19 protein-coding genes are annotated in these 19576 nt (G+C 62.8%); 7 read left to right on the top strand and 12 right to left on the bottom strand.

Annotation, left to right across the window (positions count from 1 at the left end; translation table 11 throughout):
• Positions 1-37 precede the first annotated feature (37 nt).
• Both FB468_RS00750 and FB468_RS00745 read left to right on the top strand, forming a co-directional pair.
• Complete coding sequence (locus tag FB468_RS00750; protein ID WP_211359056.1) at positions 38-910, top strand: crotonase/enoyl-CoA hydratase family protein; 873 nt, start codon at positions 38-40, stop codon at positions 908-910.
• A gap of 53 nt (positions 911-963) precedes the next feature.
• The gene (locus FB468_RS00745) at positions 964-2598 is read left to right on the top strand and encodes a class I adenylate-forming enzyme family protein (protein ID WP_141885664.1); all 1635 of its coding nucleotides are present in this window, start codon (positions 964-966) and stop codon (positions 2596-2598) included.
• Here FB468_RS00745 and FB468_RS00740 read toward each other — a convergent pair.
• The 8 genes from FB468_RS00740 to FB468_RS00705 all read right to left on the bottom strand — a co-directional run bounded on the left by FB468_RS00740 (position 2595) and on the right by FB468_RS00705 (position 10915).
• Positions 2595-3029: a hypothetical protein gene (locus tag FB468_RS00740; protein WP_141885663.1), complete on the bottom strand. Its 435-nt coding sequence runs from the start codon at positions 3027-3029 to the stop codon at positions 2595-2597. The two genes, FB468_RS00745 and FB468_RS00740, sit on opposite strands and share 4 nt — an antisense overlap.
• A 182-nt stretch (positions 3030-3211) precedes the next feature.
• Positions 3212-4363 (bottom strand): acyl-CoA dehydrogenase family protein, encoded by a 1152-nt coding sequence (locus FB468_RS00735; protein ID WP_141885662.1) that lies wholly within the window; start codon positions 4361-4363, stop codon positions 3212-3214.
• Between the two features lie 111 nt (positions 4364-4474).
• Entirely contained in the window at positions 4475-5305 is an 831-nt protein-coding gene (locus FB468_RS00730; protein WP_141885661.1) for a helix-turn-helix transcriptional regulator, read from the bottom strand.
• A 196-nt stretch (positions 5306-5501) separates the two neighbouring features.
• On the bottom strand, positions 5502-7106 hold the full coding sequence (locus FB468_RS00725) for an AMP-binding protein (protein WP_141885660.1): 1605 nt from the start codon (positions 7104-7106) through the stop codon (positions 5502-5504).
• 212 nt (positions 7107-7318) lie between these two features.
• Complete coding sequence (locus FB468_RS00720) at positions 7319-8281, bottom strand: aldo/keto reductase (RefSeq protein ID WP_141885659.1); 963 nt, start codon at positions 8279-8281, stop codon at positions 7319-7321.
• Positions 8278-9078, bottom strand: coding sequence for an amino acid ABC transporter ATP-binding protein (locus tag FB468_RS00715; protein ID WP_141885658.1), 801 nt, complete (start codon positions 9076-9078; stop codon positions 8278-8280). Before FB468_RS00715 ends, FB468_RS00720 begins: the two co-directional genes overlap by 4 nt.
• Positions 9075-9983, bottom strand: a complete 909-nt coding sequence (locus tag FB468_RS00710) for an amino acid ABC transporter permease (RefSeq protein ID WP_141885657.1) — start codon at positions 9981-9983, stop codon at positions 9075-9077. The genes FB468_RS00715 and FB468_RS00710 overlap by 4 nt, the downstream gene beginning before the upstream one ends.
• A complete protein-coding gene (locus FB468_RS00705; RefSeq protein WP_141885656.1) occupies positions 9983-10915 on the bottom strand; it encodes a transporter substrate-binding domain-containing protein in 933 nt (310 codons plus the stop codon). Before FB468_RS00705 ends, FB468_RS00710 begins: the two co-directional genes overlap by 1 nt.
• A 291-nt stretch (positions 10916-11206) precedes the next feature.
• Here FB468_RS00705 and FB468_RS00700 point away from each other — a divergent pair, with 291 nt between their 5' ends.
• Positions 11207-11656: a MarR family winged helix-turn-helix transcriptional regulator gene (locus FB468_RS00700; RefSeq protein ID WP_170219594.1), complete on the top strand. Its 450-nt coding sequence runs from the start codon at positions 11207-11209 to the stop codon at positions 11654-11656.
• Between the two features lie 1061 nt (positions 11657-12717).
• Here the strand turns inward: FB468_RS00700 and FB468_RS00695 are convergent.
• From FB468_RS00695 to FB468_RS00685, 3 genes are all read right to left on the bottom strand, one after another.
• Complete coding sequence (locus FB468_RS00695; RefSeq protein ID WP_141885654.1) at positions 12718-15852, bottom strand: RNA-directed DNA polymerase; 3135 nt, start codon at positions 15850-15852, stop codon at positions 12718-12720.
• 317 nt (positions 15853-16169) lie between these two features.
• Positions 16170-16415, bottom strand: a complete 246-nt coding sequence (locus FB468_RS00690) for a toxin (RefSeq protein WP_141885653.1) — start codon at positions 16413-16415, stop codon at positions 16170-16172.
• On the bottom strand, positions 16412-16675 hold the full coding sequence (locus tag FB468_RS00685) for a ribbon-helix-helix protein, CopG family (RefSeq protein WP_141885652.1): 264 nt from the start codon (positions 16673-16675) through the stop codon (positions 16412-16414). Before FB468_RS00685 ends, FB468_RS00690 begins: the two co-directional genes overlap by 4 nt.
• Positions 16676-16811: 136 nt before the next feature.
• Between FB468_RS00685 and FB468_RS00680 the strand changes: the two genes are divergently transcribed.
• From FB468_RS00680 to FB468_RS17625, 3 genes are all read left to right on the top strand, one after another.
• On the top strand, positions 16812-17789 hold the full coding sequence (locus FB468_RS00680; protein ID WP_141885651.1) for an ABC transporter ATP-binding protein: 978 nt from the start codon (positions 16812-16814) through the stop codon (positions 17787-17789).
• Entirely contained in the window at positions 17786-18598 is an 813-nt protein-coding gene (locus tag FB468_RS00675; RefSeq protein ID WP_141885650.1) for an ABC transporter permease subunit, read from the top strand. The genes FB468_RS00680 and FB468_RS00675 overlap by 4 nt, the downstream gene beginning before the upstream one ends.
• A gap of 196 nt (positions 18599-18794) precedes the next feature.
• Positions 18795-18851 carry a hypothetical protein gene (locus FB468_RS17625; RefSeq protein ID WP_425460815.1) on the top strand — a complete coding sequence of 19 codons (57 nt, stop codon included), beginning with the start codon at positions 18795-18797 and terminating at the stop codon, positions 18849-18851.
• Positions 18852-18868: 17 nt separating this feature from the next.
• Here the strand turns inward: FB468_RS17625 and FB468_RS17325 are convergent, their stop codons facing one another.
• Positions 18869-19102 (bottom strand): metal-sensitive transcriptional regulator, encoded by a 234-nt coding sequence (locus FB468_RS17325; RefSeq protein ID WP_246055919.1) that lies wholly within the window; start codon positions 19100-19102, stop codon positions 18869-18871.
• A gap of 254 nt (positions 19103-19356) precedes the next feature.
• Between FB468_RS17325 and FB468_RS00660 the strand changes: the two genes are divergently transcribed.
• On the top strand, positions 19357-19545 hold the full coding sequence (locus FB468_RS00660; RefSeq protein WP_141885648.1) for a hypothetical protein: 189 nt from the start codon (positions 19357-19359) through the stop codon (positions 19543-19545).
• Positions 19546-19576: the final 31 nt, after the last annotated feature.

The raw sequence follows: 19576 nt of genomic DNA, 5'->3' as shown, positions 1-19576 counted from the left end.
AGTTTCAGTACACAGAAGTACACAGATAGGAGCACCAGTGTCTTCACAACCCATAGTTCTCTACGAGGCCCGCGACCGGAAGGCCTACATCACTCTCAACCGGCCTGACTCGCTCAACGCCCTGACGCTCGACATGGCGCGCGAGCTCGCCGATGCCGTCGCGCGGGCGAACGCCGACGACGAGGTTCGGGTGATCATCCTCACCGGCTCGGGCAGGTCGTTCAGCTCAGGGTACGACCTCAAGCTTTACGCCGAGCAGGGCGTCGACAACCAGGGCGACCTGTGGGACCCGATCAAGGACTACGCGTCGATGCGGGCGGCGACCGAGCACTACTTCAGCCTCTGGCGCTCGCTCAAGCCCACAATCGCCAAGGTGCGCGGTCACGCAGTCGCCGGGGGCAGCGACGTCGCGCTCAGCTGCGACCTTGTCGTCATGGCCGAGGACGCGAAGATCGGGTACATGCCCGCCCGAGTGTGGGGCTGCCCAACAACAGCGATGTGGGTGTACCGGCTCGGCGTCGAACGCGCGAAGCGCATGCTACTCACGGGCGACACGATCACCGGGGCGAAGGCCGCCGAGTGGGGGCTCGTACTCGAAGCGGTACCAGAGCCCGAACTCGACGGCGCCGTCGAAGCGCTCGCCGACCGGATGGCGACGGTGCCGACCAACCAGCTCGCGATGCAAAAGCTCATGGTGAATCAGGCCTACGACAACATGGGGCTGCAGACCACACAAAACCTCGCGACGCTGTTCGACGGCATCACACGCCATTCACCCGAGGGCCGCTGGTTCATGGAGTTCGCCCAGACACATGGTTTTCATGCCGCAACGAAGTGGCGCGACGCGGGCGGCCTGATTCCGAATGGCGGCGGGCCCATCCCGACCGAGGCCGAGGTGTCGGCGCTGTAGTTGCCACGCCCACCCGCCTCGCATCCAGCACCAGTTTCGACAGAGGAGTCGCCGTGCACCTGACCGAATCGTACTATCCCGCTGACACCCGCAGCCCCGTACTCGAGCTCACGCTCGGCGACCTGCTCGGCGCAGCCGCCGGGGACTCGGGCGACCACACCGCGCTCATCGCGCTCACCCCGGGTGCCCAAGCGCGCACCTGGACCTACGCAGAACTCCTCGCAGACGCCGAGCGTGGCGCATCGTGGCTACTCGAGCGGTTCGACGCGGGCAGCCACATCGCAGTGTGGGCTGCAAATGACCCCGAGTGGCTCATTCTGCAGTGCGCCACCGCCCTCGCCGGGATGACGCTCGTGACCGCGAACCCCGCTCTCAGGGGGCGCGAGCTCGCGCACGTGCTCGCTGCCTCACACGCCGACGCTGTCGCATTCTCTGACGAGGTGCGAGGCACGCTCATGGCGCCTATCCTCTACGAAGCGCTCGACATCGTGAGGCTCCGCAGCCGGAGGGAGCCGCTTCGGGTCCCGTCGCTGATTCCGTTCGCGGGCTGGCTCGACACGATTCGTGAAACCCCTGTGGCCGAGGAGTTTCCCGTTGTCCGACCGCACGATGCGATTCAGCTGCAATTCACCTCGGGCACAACGGGGCTGCCGAAGCCAGCGCAGCTATCGCACAGCGCGATGATCACGAACGCGGCCCTCGTCAACGAGCGCTCTGGCTTGACGTCCGCGGGGGTTGGCGTCTCGCCGCTCCCCCTGTTCCACACTGCTGGATCTGGCCTCGCGGGTTTCGGCTCGTTTCTCACCCGGAGTGCGCTCGTGCTGCCCCGCACGTTCGACCCAGATCTCATACTCGACGGAATCGAAACCTACGGGGCGACCGACGTGCGGATGGTGCCCGCAATGTTTCGGGCGGTGCTCGATAGGCTCACCACTCGGCGGGCGAATCTCGAGACCGTGCGCATCGTGTCTTCCGGCGGTGACGCGCTGCCGCGTGCGCTCTCAAGCGAGATCGAGCGGGCCTTCGGCGCGCCACTCACCACGGTGTACGGGCAGACCGAATTGAGCCCGATCCTCGCGCAGACTTCCCCCAGCTCATCCGAGGCTGAGCGCTGGGACACCGCGGGGGCACCGCTTCCGCAGGTCGAGGTAAAAATCTGCGACCCAGAAACTGGCTCACTTCTTCCGATCGGCGAGCGCGGGGAGATCTGCGCTCGCGGGTATCAGGTCGTTGACGGCTACTACGGCATGCCTGAGGCAAGCGCGGAGCTCATCGACACGGACGGCTGGCTCCATACGGGCGACATTGGGTTCATGAGCGAAACGGGAGCGCTCACAATTACGGGCCGCGTGAAAGACCTCATTATTCGAGGTGGCGAGAACATCTATCCCAGGGAGGTGGAGGAGGCGATACAGCAGCACCCGGACGTCTCGCTTGCCGCGGTTGTCGGCATTCCCGACGAGCGCTGGGGTGAGACTGTCGCCGCGACCATTCAGTTCACCCCCGACTCGGCACCGGCATCAGCCCACGCGCTCAAGGAATTCTTGCGCCCGCGACTGTCGCCACAGAAGATCCCGTCGAGCTGGTTTGAGGCTGACTCTCTACCGATGAACGCGATGGGAAAGCTCCAAAAACATCTCTTGCGCGACGGGCTCATGGCCCGGGCGTACAAGAAGCTACTCGACTAGGGCCCGCTCGCGTCGTACGTCTCGGGCCCGGCGGAGGGTGGGCTGCCCGTCGAGCCGCCAAGCATTGCGTCGAACGCGTCGCGGAGTTGGCGCCGCTGCACTGTGCTCCATGTGGCCGTGCGCGAGCGCACGCCGCGTCCGATCAGGTCAGTGAGTTCGGCCCTGAGCAGGTTGCGCTGCTCGTCGACCGTAAGTGTCGCGATGTTCTCTTCAACAATGGCGAGGTCGAGGAAGAGAACATCTTCAGCTGACGAGTACCTCACCGTTGAGCGGCGCCCGTAGTCGCGAGGCAGCGACCGGAACGCGATGAACAGCTCACCGGGCACATCCGCGGTGTCACGCTCGAACGCGCCCGCAGCCAGCATGAACTCCTCCGAGAGCAGGTAGACGTCGCCGACGCTGCCCGTGTCCGTTGTCTTGGCGATGCGCATGTCTGCCCCGTTCTGTCGAGCTCGTTCCGGCAGCGAGCTCGTCCCCATCTTAGAGCGGCCGGTGTGGCCGCTGGTGGGCTGGTTGGGATTGGCACTCTGGGAGGGGCAACGCGCGAACCCCGCCGCGCCCGTGGACCGGGTGGGGCGGGGCTCTTGCAGGCCGCGGCCCGTCTGCTCTCGACTTACGCGAGGCCGAGCGAGCGGGCGATGACGAGCAGCTGTACCTCGTTGGTACCCTCGCCGATCTCGAGGATCTTCGAGTCGCGGTAGTGACGCGCGACCGGGAACTCGTTCATGAAGCCATTGCCGCCGAAGATCTGGGTCGCGTCGCGCGCGTTGTCCATCGCGGCGTCCGAGGCCGTGAGCTTCGCGATCGCGGCCTCCGTCTTGAACGGCTTGCCCTCGGCGCAGAGGCGTGCGGCGTGGTGCCACGAGAGCTTCGCGTTGTGCACGCGCAGCTGCATGCGCGCGATCATGAATTGGATGTGCTGACGGGTCTTCAGCGGCTCACCGAACACGTGGCGCTTGCCCGCATAGTCGATCGCCTGTTCGAGGCACCCCTCGGCCGCGCCGGTCGCGAGCGCCGCGACGGCGATGCGGCCTTCGTCGAGCGTGTGCAGGAAGTTTGCGAAGCCGCGGCCGCGCTCGCCGAGCAGGTTCGCCTCGGGCACGCGCACGTCGTTGAAGGTGAGCGCGTGCGTGTCTGACGCGTTCCAGCCGACCTTGTCGTACGCGGGCTCAACGGTGAAGCCCGGGGTGCCGCTCGGCACGATGATCGTCGAGAGCTCTTTGCGGCCGTTGTTCTCGCCGGTCACCGCGGTGACGGTGACGAACTTCGTGATGTCGGTGCCCGAGTTCGTGATGAACTGCTTCGAACCGTTGATGACCCACTCGCCGTTCTCGAGCCGGGCCGTTGTGCGCGTCGCGCCCGCGTCTGAGCCCGCCTCGGGCTCGGTCAGGCCGAAGCCCGCGAGCGCCCGGCCAGCGAGGAGGTCTGGGAGCAGCTCGGCCTTCTGGGCGTCGGTGCCGAAGCGGAAGATGGGCATCGCACCGAGGCTCACCCCGGCCTCGAGGGTGATCGCAATCGACTGGTCAACGCGGGCGATCGCCTCGATCGCGAGGCACAGCGCGAAGTAGTCGCCTCCCTGACCGCCGACTTCTTCGGGGAACGGGAGGCCGAACAGGCCCATGTCGCCCATCTGCGCGACGATGTCGAGCGGGAGGGTGTGCGTGCGATCCGCCTCGTACGAGATGGGCGCGACGACCTCGTCTGCGAACTCTCGCACCATCTCGGCGAGCTGCAGCTCCTCCTCGTTCAGACTGTAGTTCTCCATCAAACCGTTCCTTCGTGTGTCTTGTGTGGGGCTCCGTGGCACGCCGGTGCGGTGCGGTGGCCCCGGGGTGGTGAGCGTCGCCTGTGGGCGACACCCGGGTACTGATGCCGGTTAGGGCAGGTGGCCGAGGCCGCGCGCGAGCACAACCGATTCGACACGATTGTGGGCGCCGAGCTTTCGCATGGCGCTGCGCAGGTAGCTCTTTACGGTCTCGAGTTCGAGGTGCAGGCGCCCCCCAATCTCGCGGTTGCTCAGCCCGAGCGCGACGAGAGCGAGCACGTCGATCTCGCGAGCCGAGAGCGTGGGGCCCTCAGCGACAGTTTCTGGGGTGAGTTTGTCGAGGACTGCCTGGACCCCGACTTGCGTTTCCGTGTCTTCGATGGTGCGCGCGAGTTCACGGAGCTCGGCGAACGCGACCCGCACCTGCTCCCACTCGCGGTCTGCCGGCGCCGAGTGCACCGTGCGCAGGTACTCAGCAGTCTCCGCCGACTCCACCTGCTTCTGCACTGCTTCGTCGACGGCAACGCGGAAGGCGACCGCCTCGGCGGCGGCGCGCACGCTCTTGACCTCGGGCTCCGCGAACGTGCCCGTCTGGCGCCGCGCGCCGTAGACGATGCCGCGTGCCGCGCCCTCGATGACGATGGGGAACGCGACGACCGACCGCAGCGACTCGGCCTCAACGGCCGGATCGTAGTGCCGGGAAATCGTTGCGTCGTGGAGGTAGTCGCGTGCGACGGTGGGCGACTTCTGCGCGAGCGCGAGGCCGCCGAGCCCCTCCCCCTTGCGAATCACGAGGCCTGTCAGCGCTGGCGTCTTGGCGCCGACGGTGTGGGTGATCGTGAATTGACCAGAATCGGGTGCGGCGTAGCCGCCGAACAGCACCTCAAGGTTTGTCGCCTCGCGCGCGCCCGTGAGCGCCCCCGCAACTGCCGAGCGCATCATGATGCGCTCGCTCCGTGCGCGCCCTGAACCCGCCGCCGCGCCGCGCACACTGTGCGCCCGCCGTCTCGCTTGAACATCGGACCTCCTTGTCGCCCGCGCCAGCCTCGGTGATCCGCACGGCTTCGGCGCCGTGCGAGCCAGCCTAGGGCTATCGCGCAGTCATGTCCACCGTACCTCCGGTGACTTGTACGCACGTTCAAACGCCGGCCAACATTGTTGTGGCAAGTTCGCGCATCTCGACCTTGCGCACCTTGCCGGTTACTGTCATGGGGAACGCGTCGACGACGTGCACGTACTTCGGAATTTTGAAGTGCGTGAGCTTGCCTGCCGCGAACTCGCGGAGGCTCTCGGCGGTGAGAATGCCGGCGCCGGGGCGGAGCACGATCCAGGCCATGAGCTCTTCGCCGAGACGCTGGTCTGGCACGCCGATCACCTGTACGTCAGCGATGTCGGGGTGCCTGTAGAAGAACTCCTCGATCTCGCGCGGGTAGATGTTTTCGCCGCCGCGGATGACCATGTCTTTGAGCCGCCCGACGATCTGCAGGCGCCCGTTCTCGTCCATCGTCGCGATGTCGCCAGTGTGCATCCAGCCGCCCGCGTCGATCGCTTCGGCGGTCTCGTCGGCCTGGCCCCAGTAGCCGAGCATGACCGAGTAGCCGCGCGTGCACAGCTCGCCCGGCTCGCCGACGGGGGCGACCTGGCCGTCTTCGTCGATGATCTTCACCTCAAGGTGCGGCATCACTTTGCCGATCGTCTGGGTGCGCGCGACGAGGTCATCGGTGACCGACGTCATCGTCGACACGGGCGACGTCTCGGTCATGCCGTAGCAAATCGCGACCTCGCTCATGTGCATCTCGGCGATCACCTGCTCCATCACCTCGGCGGGGCACGACGACCCCGCCATGATGCCGGTGCGGAGGCTCCTCAGGTTGTACTTCGCGAAGTCTTCAAGCCCGAGCTCGGCGATGAACATCGTCGGCACCCCGTACAGCGAGGTGCAGCGCTCCTGTTCGACGGCGGCAAGCGTCGTCGCGGCGTCGAAGGTTGGCGCGGGCAGCACGATGCAGGCGCCGTGGCTGTGCGCGCCGAGAATGCCCATGACCATGCCGAAGCAGTGGTAGAGCGGCACCGGCAGGCAGACCCTGTCGGTCTCGGTGTAGCCGACGCCCTCGCCGACGAAGAAGCCGTTGTTCAGGATGTTGTGGTGCGTGAGGGTCGCGCCCTTCGGGAAGCCCGTGGTACCCGACGTGTACTGAATGTTGATCGCCTCGTCGAACGTGAGCGGGATCGCCTCCGGTGCCGGCGGGTGCTGCTCGGCGTCTGCGAGCGCCGCGTCCCACTCCTTCGTGCCGATGAACAGCACGTCGGTGAACCCGATCTCGGCGAGCATGCCGGCGTAGTCGCTCGTGCGGTACTCGACGGCGCTCACCATGAGAGTGATGCCCGACTGTTCAACCGCGTACTTCAGCTCGTGCGTGCGGTAGGCCGGGTTAACGTTCACGAGGATCGCGCCGATCATCGCGGTCGCGTACTGCGTGAACACCCACTCGGCGCAGTTCGGCGACCAGATGCCGACCCGGTCGCCCTTCGTGACGCCGCGCTTCTTCAGCGCTGCCGCGAGCCTGGCGCTCTCGCTTCTCAGCTCTGAGAAGGTCCACCGCCTACCCGTGAACGTCTCGACCAGCGCCTCGTTGTCAGGAAACCGGCCGGTGATCTCGTCGAGCATCTCGCCGATGGTCTGCCCCTTCAGCGGTGTCATGCTCGTACCCGACGCGTAAGAAATCTGTGCTCCATTGCCCATGACCTCATGATCCCTGGGGCTTCGCGGGGTCGATACCCCCTTTCGCGGGTGAGATTGCGTGTTTGGGGGCGGGTGACGCAGCGCTCCCTCTCACGCGGCCAATATGCCAAGCCAAAAGAAGAAGGCCAGGACCTCCACATAGGTCCTGGCCTTCTCACCGAGCGGGTGGAAATACCAGTGCTCAGTCGACGCGTAGCCTTCCTGGGCGGAGATTACGCGACGTAGTCGCCAATCAGGGGGCGGTCATGGGTGTACGGCGCGTCAAGGGCGTGCGCGTCAATGCCGAGCCCCTCGGCCGCGGCGCGAATCTCGGCGCCATGTTCTGATGCAATTCGAACAGCCTCAATGTTCTCGATGAGTCGCTCTGGGCGAGTCGCGCCAAAGAGCAGCGACGCAACCTGTGGGTTGGTCAAGCACCATGCAAGCGAGAACTGGGCCGGCGTGATGTCAAGACGCCGTGCTGCCTCGAGGACCTTGGGCACGGTGCCCTTGATCTGCTCGCGGATCTCTCCAACGTCAATGCCGATATGACGCTCCGGATTGAGGACGCCCGCCAGGATGCCACCCTCCATCGTGTCGGACGCGTGGATGCTCATACCAGTCTGCTCAACAACCTGGCGATACTGCTCTTCGACAACGTTTCTCCGGACAATGGAGTACTTCAGCTGGGCAAGAGCCGGGCCCTGCACGCCGTTTGCGGTGGCGTGATCATGAGCCCGCATCAAGTCTTCGGGAACCCAGTTCAATGCACCCCAGCTACGGGCACGGCCATCAGCAACGATCTCCGTGATCTCGTCGACGAGCTTCTCGACGCTCATTCCCGGGCGTGGGTGTTCGATGATCAGCGTGTCTACAAACTCCTCGTCAACCCGACGCAGCATGCGATTCGCCTGGTCACTGAGCGACTCCTCGGGGTAGGAGAAGTACCAGAGCTTCTCAGCGATCTGGTAGTCCTCCCGCTTTGCCCCCGCCTCACGGATCAGCCGGCTGAAGATGAGCTCCGTATGAGGAGAATTCCGGTAGTACGCCACGTCGAAGAAGGTCAGTCCGTTGTCGAGGGCGGTTCGGACCAGTTCAACCCCGGCCTCGAAACTCAGCCTTGAATACGTGTACCAAGATCCGAGTGACAGTCGCGAAACCTCAACGTCAGTGGTTCCAAGTCGTGCGGTGTTCATAGATTCTCCTTCTCTTCTGTTTTCTGTTGAGCTGCGATGAGCTTGGCCACGAACCGGCGCGTCCGTTCCGACCGCGGGGCGCGGAAGATCTGCGTGGGCGGGCCAGCCTCAACGACTTGACCGCGATCCATCACTACGACGCTGTCGGAAATCTCTTGCGCGAGACTCATCTCATGCGTGACGATCACCATCGTCATTCCCTCGGCGGCGAGGCCGCGAATCACGTCAAGAACTTCGTCGACCAACTCCGGATCAAGTGCACTCGTTGGCTCATCGAACAGCATGATCTCCGGGCGCATGGCAAGCGCCCGGGCAATCGCCACTCGCTGCTGTTGACCGCCCGAGAGTTCGGCCGGATAGTGGTTTGCATGACCGGCGAGGCCGACTCGTTTGAGCTCTTCCAAGGCAAGGGCCCGAGCATCAGCCTGCGGCATGCGACGAACCTGGGTTGGCCCCTCCATCACATTTTGCAGAGCGGTCATGTGTGGGAAGAGATTAAAGTGCTGGAACACCATCCCGAACGCACGCCGCTGTCTGACCACGTCTTTCTCACGCACTCTCATGAGTCTTCCGCGGACAGTTTCTATTCCAAGCAGTTCGTCTCCATGGCGAATCTCACCGCCGTCTACCTCTTCCAATTGGTTCAGGCAGCGCAACAGAGTTGACTTACCCGAGCCAGACGGCCCAATGATGCTCAGCACCTCGCCCCGGTCCAGCGTCAAGTCCACGCCCTGGAGCACAGCAGTGTCGTGGTACTTCTTGATCAGTCCACGGACCGTCACAACGGGGGTACTCATGCGGGAACCTCCAGGGTCTTCAGTTTGCTGCGGCGCACAAATCCCTTTGAGTAATGCTTCTCGAGCGCGCTTTGTCCAACCATGGCAACGCTGGTGAGGAGCAGGTACCACAGACAGGCAACGAGCAGCATTGGGATCGTCTGGTAGGTGCGGCCGTAGACAAGCTGCACCGAGGTCAGAAGTTCAGTGAACCCGATGACCGAGACCAGCGAAGTGCTCTTGAACAGCGTGATGAGTTCATTGCTCAGCGGAGGAATGATCACCCGAATTGCCTGTGGCATGATGATGCGTCGCATCGCCTGCGCGCGAGTCATCCCGATCGCACCAGCGGCCTCGTACTGTCCTTTCGAAACCGAGAGAATTCCCGCACGGTAGATCTCACCGACGTACGCTGCTTGGATCAGGGTCAGGCCAATCAGCGCAGCCGAGAACTTGTTAATCACATCGTTCGTCTTGACAGAGAAAAACGTTACGTCGGTGAAGGGGATCCCAAAGGTAAACTCCGGCACCAACGCCCCCATGAAGAAGATGAAGAGCAACACTACGAGTGCAGGGATCGCTCGCATCAACCAGATGAAGGCGGTTCCTGCGGCACGAAACGCGGGATTCTCAGACATACGCAGGAAGGCGACCAAGCCACCCGCGATGAGACCCGTGATCGCAGAGAGCACGGTCAGCCAGATGGTATTCATCACACCGCGCAAGATCTCGGGTTTGAAGAGATACTCGGCAACCACGTTCCATTGCCAGCCAGGCGTCACGATCATGAATCTGGCTACGCCAACGAGCGCCACGGCCCCAACGCCTCCCCAGATCCACCAGGAGAGACGCCGCCTGCCGATATCCGGTGTAGTGAGATCGATCTCAATCGGCCCGGTAGGGGCCGGTTGTTGAGCTGCAGACATTAGAACTCTGAACCGTTAACGACGATCTCATCGAGTTCAAGCGATTCGCTCCCCCACCGTTCAAGGATCTCGTGGTAGGTCCCGTCGTCATGCATGCTCTGCAGCGAAGCACGCACGGCTTCAACCATCTCGGGCCGATCAACCGAGATTGCGACCCCGTAGGGGGCGTACCACATGAGATCTCCCACGAGTTCGAATACTCCGGGAGTCTCGGCGAGGATCACGTTGATCGGTGAGATATCAGACCAGGCGACCTCAGCTTGCTGCGATTGCACCGCAAGCACTGCCGCCTGCACCGTGTCATAGGGCTGAACGTCGATCGGATCATTCCCTGCGTCGATGCAGGTCTTGTTCTCTTCTTCTGCGCGCGTCTGCTGGATTGAGCTAATAGTGACCGCGAGCGAGTGACCACAGAGCGCATCGACGCCGCTGATATCGGTTGGCGCCGCGGCGTTGCCAATGAGCGCGGTGCCGCCCTTGAGGATGTCAACAAACGACGCCGTGCCCCGCCGCTCAATGAAGTCGCCCGACGCAAGGGCAGCGTCGTAACGGCCCGATTCGACTCCCGGCATCACGCCGCCGCCCGAGACCTGTTCAATCTTGAGTTCGAGCCCGAGACGGTGCGCGTACTCGGCCGTAAGGTCGGCCACAATGCCGATGATTTCGCTGTTTCCTTCAGGGACATACTGCAGTGGCGCCACCTGCCCGGAACCTGCAGCAATCCAGACACCGTCCTCGTCCGCCGGGACGAGATCCTTGAGCGCGCCAAACTCGCCCGTGGGCTTTCGCAGCTCGGTCGGAAGCGCAAACGCGCTCGCCTCCCCTTCGGCGCTCGCCGCCGGCTTCTCGCTGTCTGCCGCGGTGCAACCGGCAAGCATGAGCGCGGCTACCGCCGCGAGGGACGAGATCTTCAGTGATCGTTTAATAGTCATGGGTTCCTCCTTTGCAGCCCAAGTCAGGCACCTCAAAGTATTCAACCCTTTGACTAATTAGTCAAGACTTTGTTTTGTTATATTTGACCGAGAAGCTCACCCGCCACAACCCAACGGGCGCCGCTTCCTATACGATCAGGGAAACCCTAGAAAGGTGACGCGATGTGGATTGACGACGCGGGATCAGAGCGCGAAGATGCGGTTCTCCCGGATTGGTGGTTCACCCACTTCGCTTATGGACAGCTCCCTGAACACTTCCCGGGGGTCGACGCCGAAGCATCACGCCTAGTGATGAGAATGCGTCGAGCCACGGGAACGATTGGCGAATTCGCACGCGCAGAGCACGGCTCGCGCACGGGAGAACTCTCCACCGCAGGGCAACGCATCATGCTCACGCTCACCCTCTGCGGGCCACTCACCCAATCGGACATCGCAGGGCTTACCGGCATGAGTAGAGCCGCAGTCTCGTCTGCCGTGCGCACGCTGCTCGCCGACGGGATGATTAGCAGGGAAACATCCCCGCACGATGGACGAGCAGTCGTGCACACAGCGACCGAAGAGGGCCTGGAAACGTATCAGCGCGTTTTCCTCGAGCGCAACCAACGCGAGTCAAAGCTGCTGCAAGCTCTCACGCCGGACGATCAAATCCACCTCATGGAAATACTCGAAAAGCTCATGCGCGTCGCTGCCGAAGAAACCGGCCAGGGCATTACCCGCGCCCCAACTGAGCCCGCGCGGTAGTCCACAAGTACGCTGAACACACTATCGCCACTTTCCCGCGGTCTGAGTTCGCCAGCTCCTAGATTGTGCCCCGTGAGCACTCTTGGTGGAGCTGGAGTCGTGGTCCTACGGCTCGAGGCAAGCTCCCCACAGAGGACCGCTGGGACTTCTCGTCAAGCCTGACGCCTAGCTTTAGGGGCGAGCAAGGCCGCCTGTTCGCCGAAGTTCGACACAATGGCCGCGGGAACCGTCTGCCGGCGTCAGCGCGGGATCGCACGGTGGGACCTGTCTGAGGTATTCGGATCGTGGCAGGCGGCATGTGGCTGCAACTCAGGCGCACGTCCGATGACGGGATCTGGGGCGAATGCAGCACTGTCTGCATGGGCTCTCAGATCGCGCGGGATTGACTGACTGACTAGTGCTTATGGACTCCACCATCGTTCGCGCGCATCAGCACGCCCTGAACGTGACACGTCGACGAAGGAGTTGCGTCAAGCTACAGAATCCACGAACCAGTTCGTCTGGTTATCCGGTTGACCATTCCCGGGATTGTCTGCCAACAGAGACACCCAGAAGGCCGACGGTTGCGGCCCGCCGTTTGGCGCTCATATCGGTGGAGTTCGAAGGGAACTTCGCCGGTGTTCACCCCTCGTGGAGCAGTTTCGCTGCGGGCGACCTACCAGACTGACGCGATCCTGGCAGCTAGAGCGGGCTCATAGCGCGAGCCGTCTCCACATGCACGAGCCTAGAATCGCAACTGTACATACCGAACAGCATGACCAGCGGGCAAGCGGGAAGCGACGCGACTCAAGGGCGCGAGACCGACCAAGTTTGACGGTGGGAAAAGTAGGGCAGGAACGTGGTGGTACGCGGCTATTGTAGCCTGAGACAGCGCCCCAGGCTCGGCTCCCGGTGTCTCAGGCTTGGGATCGTGCACCGGGCCGACGGAGTCCTTATTGTCATGATCGCTTGGCTCAATCTCTTACGAGGAACGCTGCCGACCTCAATAGGCTGACATTTGTGGGGCACACCCCAAGAACACCTTGTGACGTCCTGGCCACCATACAGCGCAAATCCGCAGGCTACACGTCGCGTTTCCTTGGAACGGTTCCCCTTCTCGCCGCCAATGTGAATCCGTCCGGCAAGGGCTTGTAAGCCTTAGAAGACGACGACTCTTGTGTCTGAAATGCACGAAGCGACCGCCAGTCGATCTCTACCGCAACGACATAATCATGCATGCCACCGCGAAGTCTCAGCACATCCCGCTTCCATTCGCTACCGGCCGGCACCCTGACCCTTGTGTCACCATGCAGCCGGTTATTCACTTGCGCGATGTACGCATGAATATCGAGCGCCGCGGACTCAACCAGAGGCTCGAACGTGTGCAAGTCCTGGTTCCACTCAGGAACAATCAACATGTCAATGTCGCCGCGCAAAGAGGCCCGGTATTCAATGTTCGTCAACTCACTGCAAATGACCATTGAAAAATAAAACCCGTCGTGGCTGACGAGGGGTGGAAACCGCCACTGGTTCTCTGGCTCGAGTCGATATCCATTCTGAGCCGCAAGATTTCTTCGTTCGCTGTGCGCAGGAATCTGCTTGTCTTGAGAAAACGTAGCCAGTGTTCGGAACCCAAATTCAGTGTTCACCAATGCGCACCACATCTGGTTTCTCACTGTCCGCTTTTCATCATCAACCAGATAGTCAACTCCGGCGATCAGGCTAGTTCCGACGCCCATGAGCTTGCGGGCAGCCGGGAAGAACCATTGAGACGGAATCGCCAGCTCTCCCAGAATGAGATAGTCTGCTTTGTCTTCGAGTTCGAGTGTCGCATTCACGATTCGCGCCAACGAACGATATCGATCCCCGGTGAGCATCGGGGCCCCGTGAAGGGCGGCGATCACGCTGTCCTCGCTAGTCTCGTACATCGAGAGGGCAAGAACTCTTTTCCTTTCCGCACTTGAAGCTCCTTCAGGGACCGGCTTGGAGGAACCAAACGGAGCAGTGTTTCGCAACGAAACTGTCTTCCTGCCTCTCTCGTCAATAACGCGCATCCCCTCACCGAGATCGGGGTCGAATGTGAACCCTCGGGTGGCAAACACCCAATCGGCGACTTTCCCCAGTTCTTCCTCGTTCTCGTCATTGCCGAACTCGGTTTTGGACAGGAATCTTGATATGGCAAGCATCTCACCCACGTCGAGCGGTCGGGTGGGAAAAGCGAGAGCTGGGTTCCGCGCGAGGAACTCTGACGCAGTGATTTCCGGCTCATCGCCAGCGAGGTGCAGCACACTGGCAAGCTCAGCCAGTGGCCGGCGGAGCTTACGCGGAACTGTTTTCCTTTCGAGTACGGCAGTTCCGGCCTGCGTACGTCGAGGAGCAGCATCCGCCCGTTCGCTGGGGAGGCTCATACTCCGCGGGAACCACCGCAGCCGAGCTGGCCTCATGGCCAAGTCGCGCGCCTGAAGCCGTTCGTATTCAACTAGCCGCAAGGAGCCCAACGTCTCTGCGCTTGGCCTGGTGGCTGGCAACGACGCCAGAATCTCGGCGAGCTCTTGCAGGACTTCCTCTACCGGCGGGCCTGATAAGTACACTGCCCGCCACACTTGCTCTCGAATATGCCTGGCCCACATTCCCTTGAGCTTCTTCTCGAATAAGGGAACCCTCTGGGGCGCCATACCTTTGGCCTCTAACGCGTAACCGCCCTCCGTGATTTCTAGGAAGACACCAACCATCCGGCGTACCAACGCTGAGAGGCTGCCCCGATCTCCGCAAACAACGGCGAGTGACAGCACCCTTTGCACATACTGGTCCATCTCCAACAGTCTCGACGGCGTGAAGATGTGTTCCCGAACCATTTTGAAAAACTTCGAGCGCTGCGCCTGCCACTCCTGTGGCGGAAGGTCACGAGAAAACGCTTCAAAGTCACGAAGGACAAGTGCAAACGCCGAGCGGCTAGTAGCCACGCTTGTCACCTCACCGAGACTCCCCGCAGGATCCCCATTGAGCTGGCTCGCCCTCGCAAAGACTTGAGAGATATCGTCTGATCCTTCGGGCAAGACTGGCATCATTCGCCATTCACTCGAGCGCTCTTCGATGACATGACGCATCCCACGAAGCATGCTCTCAGCAGTATCCGGATCCAACAGGAAAAGTCTGTTCTTTTCACTGTCAAATCTGAACTCAGAGCCCGTCAAATAGTCGGAAGCGAAGGCCCCTCCCCGGTCGTCGCACCCCAGGGTTGCGGGACGTTGACTGCGCGCGGTCCGTTGCGCTAGCCATCGCCATGCTTCTTCAACTGAATTGAAATGTCCCTTCCCATCTAGCACCAAGATGATGTCGTCCACGTAGCGGCCGTAGTACCGAGGCTTAACTTCTTCTTCGATGAGTCGGTCCAACTCAGTTAGCGCCAGGTTTGCCACCACCCCGCTTGCAGAAAGCCCGACCGGCAGTCCGCGGACTTCTTCGCCAATTCGCCTTGTCTGGTGCGCAGCCCAGGCGCTCAGAGCTGAGAGCAGGAGCCGGTTCAGCTTGTCTTCCCTTGGTTCGAGTTTGACGCCAAGCACGTCGCGTTGAAACTTCTCGCTCCCAAGGAACTGCGGGTCTATCCGATGAAAGAACGCAGTAACATCTGCGGTAAAAGCTGTCATAGCTTGACCAGACGCGAGGCCTTCTTCGATGGCGTCGAAACCATCACTTTTCCAAGAACTGTAGGGCATAAGGTAAGGCACCGTGCTGCCAATCGAATACCAGTTGTAGGCACCGGATTCGGTCCGACGTAACCTGTTGCCCCGCACACTGCGCTCCAACTTTTCGTCGAAGAGTGCTCCCACATGCCCCACCCAGAGGGCACTAAGAACATGCATATCAATGCTGCACGCATTCATAAGCCGGAAGGTCGCAGCACCCACGGCGGACTTGTCTGCGGCTCGTGCCCGCCACTCTTCGTATGGTGACGAACGAACCACGCCTGATTGCATAGTGTGACTATCGCCGCCCCATTGGAATCCGGCGGGAACCACAAAGTATCCCCCGACAAACTTTCGTTCAGTGACCCACAACTCGTCATCGCCGTTGAGCTTGTCGCGCAGGTCACGCAAGCGCGAGAGGAGATCCTCCTCGTACTCAAGCAACTCAAATGGCCTGGAATTGCTTGAATAGAAGAGGTCTGCCTTTGCCTTTCGAAACGCCAATGAAAGATCGTCGAGGGTAAATTCCATGAGATTCCGTTCGTGAGCTCGGTCAGCGTCGACATGGGTTGAGATGCGCACTCTCCACCCTTGTCAGGATACCGAGAGGCTAGGTGCAGCCGCGCGGATCTTGTTCGCTACGTTGAAATCAAATCCCCCTGCTTGACGAAGAGCCGCCACTTTCTGGGAGTGAGAAGATCGATATTCTCGCTGCCCAGCTACTGATCAAATCCGTCACAACCGCCGCATTTGGGGAGGCCGTGCCGCAATGAGTCGGATCACAACTAGTGGAGTCGTTGACAGGCGAGGCGCGGAGGTGGCGACCAAGCCACACGTGAGCCACCCCGTCACTGCTTCGGCAGCAACTCGATCATTCCGGGGCGTGCTTTCATTGCGTGAATCACGAGCTCATTTCCACTGTCAAACACTAGGACGACCGTCTCTAGCAAGCGGCCCCTCGTGTCAAAGCCCAACCGGAGCTGACGTGCCGGGCTATTCTCGTCCAGGTCTTCCACCCAGAGCGCCCAGCTCGCGGCCCGCTCAGCATCCTCGGGCAGCACCCCGTGCTTCGTCGCGGAGCTGTGAACGTTCACGGCACCGAAAGATGCAGCGCTTCGCGGATCACTTCAGACCGGGACTTCCCTTCGCGCTCGGCGCGCTCATCGAGCGCTGCAATCTCGGCAAGGGTCAGCCGCAATGCGACCACCTGAGAGGGCTCGGCACCGCGACCGGGCCGGCCCCTGCCACGTTTCTTGAGCGCCGCAATGTCGTACCCCGCCTCGGCTTCGGCGGCCCACGCAGCGATCTGTGCTTCGCTGACTGGCACGCCGTTGATCGTCTCGTTCTCAGCCATGTTATTAACGTATAACGAAAAACCTCACCCGGCAAGGCGCGCAATCCATCCGCCGCCCAACCCCTTGCAATCTGTATCACTACCGTAATACAGTTGCAGCAGGTGGGCACGAGCCCGCCCAGGGAAGGGTCACCGCATGCACCGCAACGACATCGACGCCCAAGCCGCGCTCCGCGCGACCGGCCTCTCGAAGCGCTTCGGCGACTTCCCGGCCGTGTCGGACGCGTCGTTCGAGGTGCGCCGCGGGCGCGCATTCGGGCTACTCGGGCCGAACGGCTCGGGCAAGACGACGATCGTGCGCCTCCTCAACGGCATACTCGCCCCGACGGCGGGCAGCGTCGAGCTGTTCGGTGAACCGCTCACGCTCGAGTCGGGCGACCGCCTCCGCAGCCGGGTCGGCGTGCAGACCGACACGAACCTCTACGAGACGCTCACGGTGCACGAGAACCTTAAGATCTGGGGCGAGCTCTACGGGGTGCCGAAGGCGAAGTTGCCCGGCCGCATCGCCGAGCTCCTCGAGGTGCTGGGGCTCGCCGACCGGGCTGGCTCGCTCGCCGGAACCCTGAGCAAGGGCATGCGGCAGAAGGTCGCGGTCGGCCGTGCGATCATCCACGAACCCGAGCTCTTGTTTCTCGACGAGCCGACGGCTGGCCTCGACCCCGAGGCGTCGCTTGAGCTGATCGATTACCTGGGGCAGATGATCGCGTCGGGCAAGACGACCCTCGTCATCTGCACCCACCAGCTGCACGGGCTCGAGGAACTCTGCGAAGACGCGGGCTTCCTCATGCACGGCGAGATGGTCGCGCGGGGCCAGATCACCGATCTCATCAGCGAGCGCTGGCCCGGGCGCCGCGTCACCGTGAGCCTCGGCGATTCCGGGCCGACCGGGAGCGCCGCGGCCGCGCTCGTCGCCCGCGCAGTTCCGGGCGGCGAGGCCGCCGTCTCCACAGAGGGATCCCTCGCCCTCACCCTCGCCGACGACGCCGCCGTCGAGGCCGCCGTCGCGGCGCTCGCGACAGGGGGCGCGGCGATCCGCGCCGTCGTCCCAGATACGCCGACGCTCGGCGACCTCTATTTCGATGTCATCAAGTCACAGCGGGAGGCTGCACGATGAACGGCCGCAGGATCCTGACCATCGCCCGCAAGGACCTGAGCGAGGTGCTCCGCAACAAGCAGGCCATCGCGCCGCTCCTCGTCGTCCCGATCCTCTTCGCCGCGGTGTTTCCAGCCGCGATCGCACTGCTCGGGAGGAGCCCGGTGCTCACGGCGTCGGTGAACGGCCTCGATGCGTTCCTCGACAACCTTCCCGCCGGGGTGCTCCCGCCCGACCTCAACACCGGCGGGATCGTCGTCTACGCCGCGCTCACGTATTTCATGGCACCGATGTTTCTCATGATCCCGATCATGGTCGCGTCGGTGATCGGCAGCTCAAGCTTCGTTGGCGAGAAGGAGCGGCGCACGCTCGAGGGCCTGCTCTACACGCCGGTGACGAACCGCGAGCTCGTGCTCGGCAAGGTGCTCGCCTCGCTCGTGCCGGCCGTCGTCGTGACGTGGGGATCATTCGTGATCTACACGATCATCGCGAACGTGCTCGGCAACCCAGTCGTCGGCCGCGCGTTCTTTCCGAACGTCACGTGGCTCATCGTCGTCTTCCTGCTTGTGCCGGCCATCGCGTTTCTCGCGATCACGCTAATCGTCGCGGTGTCGGGGCGCTCGACGACGGTGCAGGGCGCGCAAGGGATCTCGGTCCTCGTGCTGCTGCCCGTGCTCGCGCTCGTCATCGGGCAGGCGACGGGCCTCATGCTGTTTGACGCGCCGGTTGCGCTCATCGCCGTCGTGGTCATCGCCGCGATCGATGTCGCAGTGTTCCTCGCGGTCGCGAAGACCTTCCAGCGCGAGCGCCTCGTCACCAAGCTGACGTAGCGCGGGGGCGCGCGGTCACAAGGCCAGGCCCCTGGCCCTCAGCACACCAGAACGGTACGATGCTCCGATAAAGGACCCCACGGGGAGGAGCGCGAGCTCGACCGGAGCGTATAGGCGCAACTCGCCTGGGATCCGTCTGGCTGGGAGGACTACGTCTACTGGCAGCACCGGGCGAATCACCTCAGAGCACCGACTCGTGTATCTAGTAACCCGCGAGCAACTCATTATCCTGCAGGCCAGATACCACTACTAGGCTCAGCCAGCGCAACCCTACGCGAGTGACAGAAACAGCTTCTCGAGCTCCTCGGGCTTCGCCGAGTCCTCGTTATCGGGGTCAGCCAGGCACTCCTGCAGCGCGGTCGAGATGACGAGAAAGCCGGCGCGGTCGAGCGCCTTGGTCACCGCCGAGAGCTGCTGCACCACGTCGCGGCAGTGCGCCTCCCCCTCAACGGCTTCAATGACCGCGGCGAGCTGACCGTGCGCGCGGCGCAACCGGTTCACGATCTTGCGCTTCGCCTCGGGCGTCGCGGCCCCCGCGGCCCCAGCGGCAGCAGCCCCAGCGGCGGCAGCCCCAGCGGCGGCGGCCACCTTCTCGGGCGTCGCGCCCAGCTCGGCGCCTTCTACTACCTCTGACATTGCGGGCCCCTCTCAGGATCAAACTTGACCCCCAGGATACCCCATGGGGTATAGTTATGTCCGATACCGAAATACCCCCGGGGGTATAAGTCAACGGGCCCAGCCCACGAAGGAGAACCCACATGTGTCGACCGACGAAGTGCCGCACCTGCAACAAGACCACCTGGGCAGGCTGCGGTCAGCACGTCGACATGGTGAAGATGAGCGTGCCCGCATCAGATTGGTGCAACGGCAAGCACACGCAGGCACAGATCGAAGCGGCGAAGGCCGCTCGTGGGCCCGGTTTCTTCGCGCGGCTGTTCGCCCGGTAGCAGCGACTCCCCCGACAGACAGAAAGGTCAG

Origin of the sequence: Leucobacter komagatae (assembly GCF_006716085.1) — a bacterium.
In the GTDB taxonomy this organism is placed as follows: Bacteria; Actinomycetota; Actinomycetes; order Actinomycetales; family Microbacteriaceae; genus Leucobacter; species Leucobacter komagatae.
Note: the sequence above shows the minus strand (reverse complement) of the source record. Positions and strands in the feature narration are given on the sequence as shown.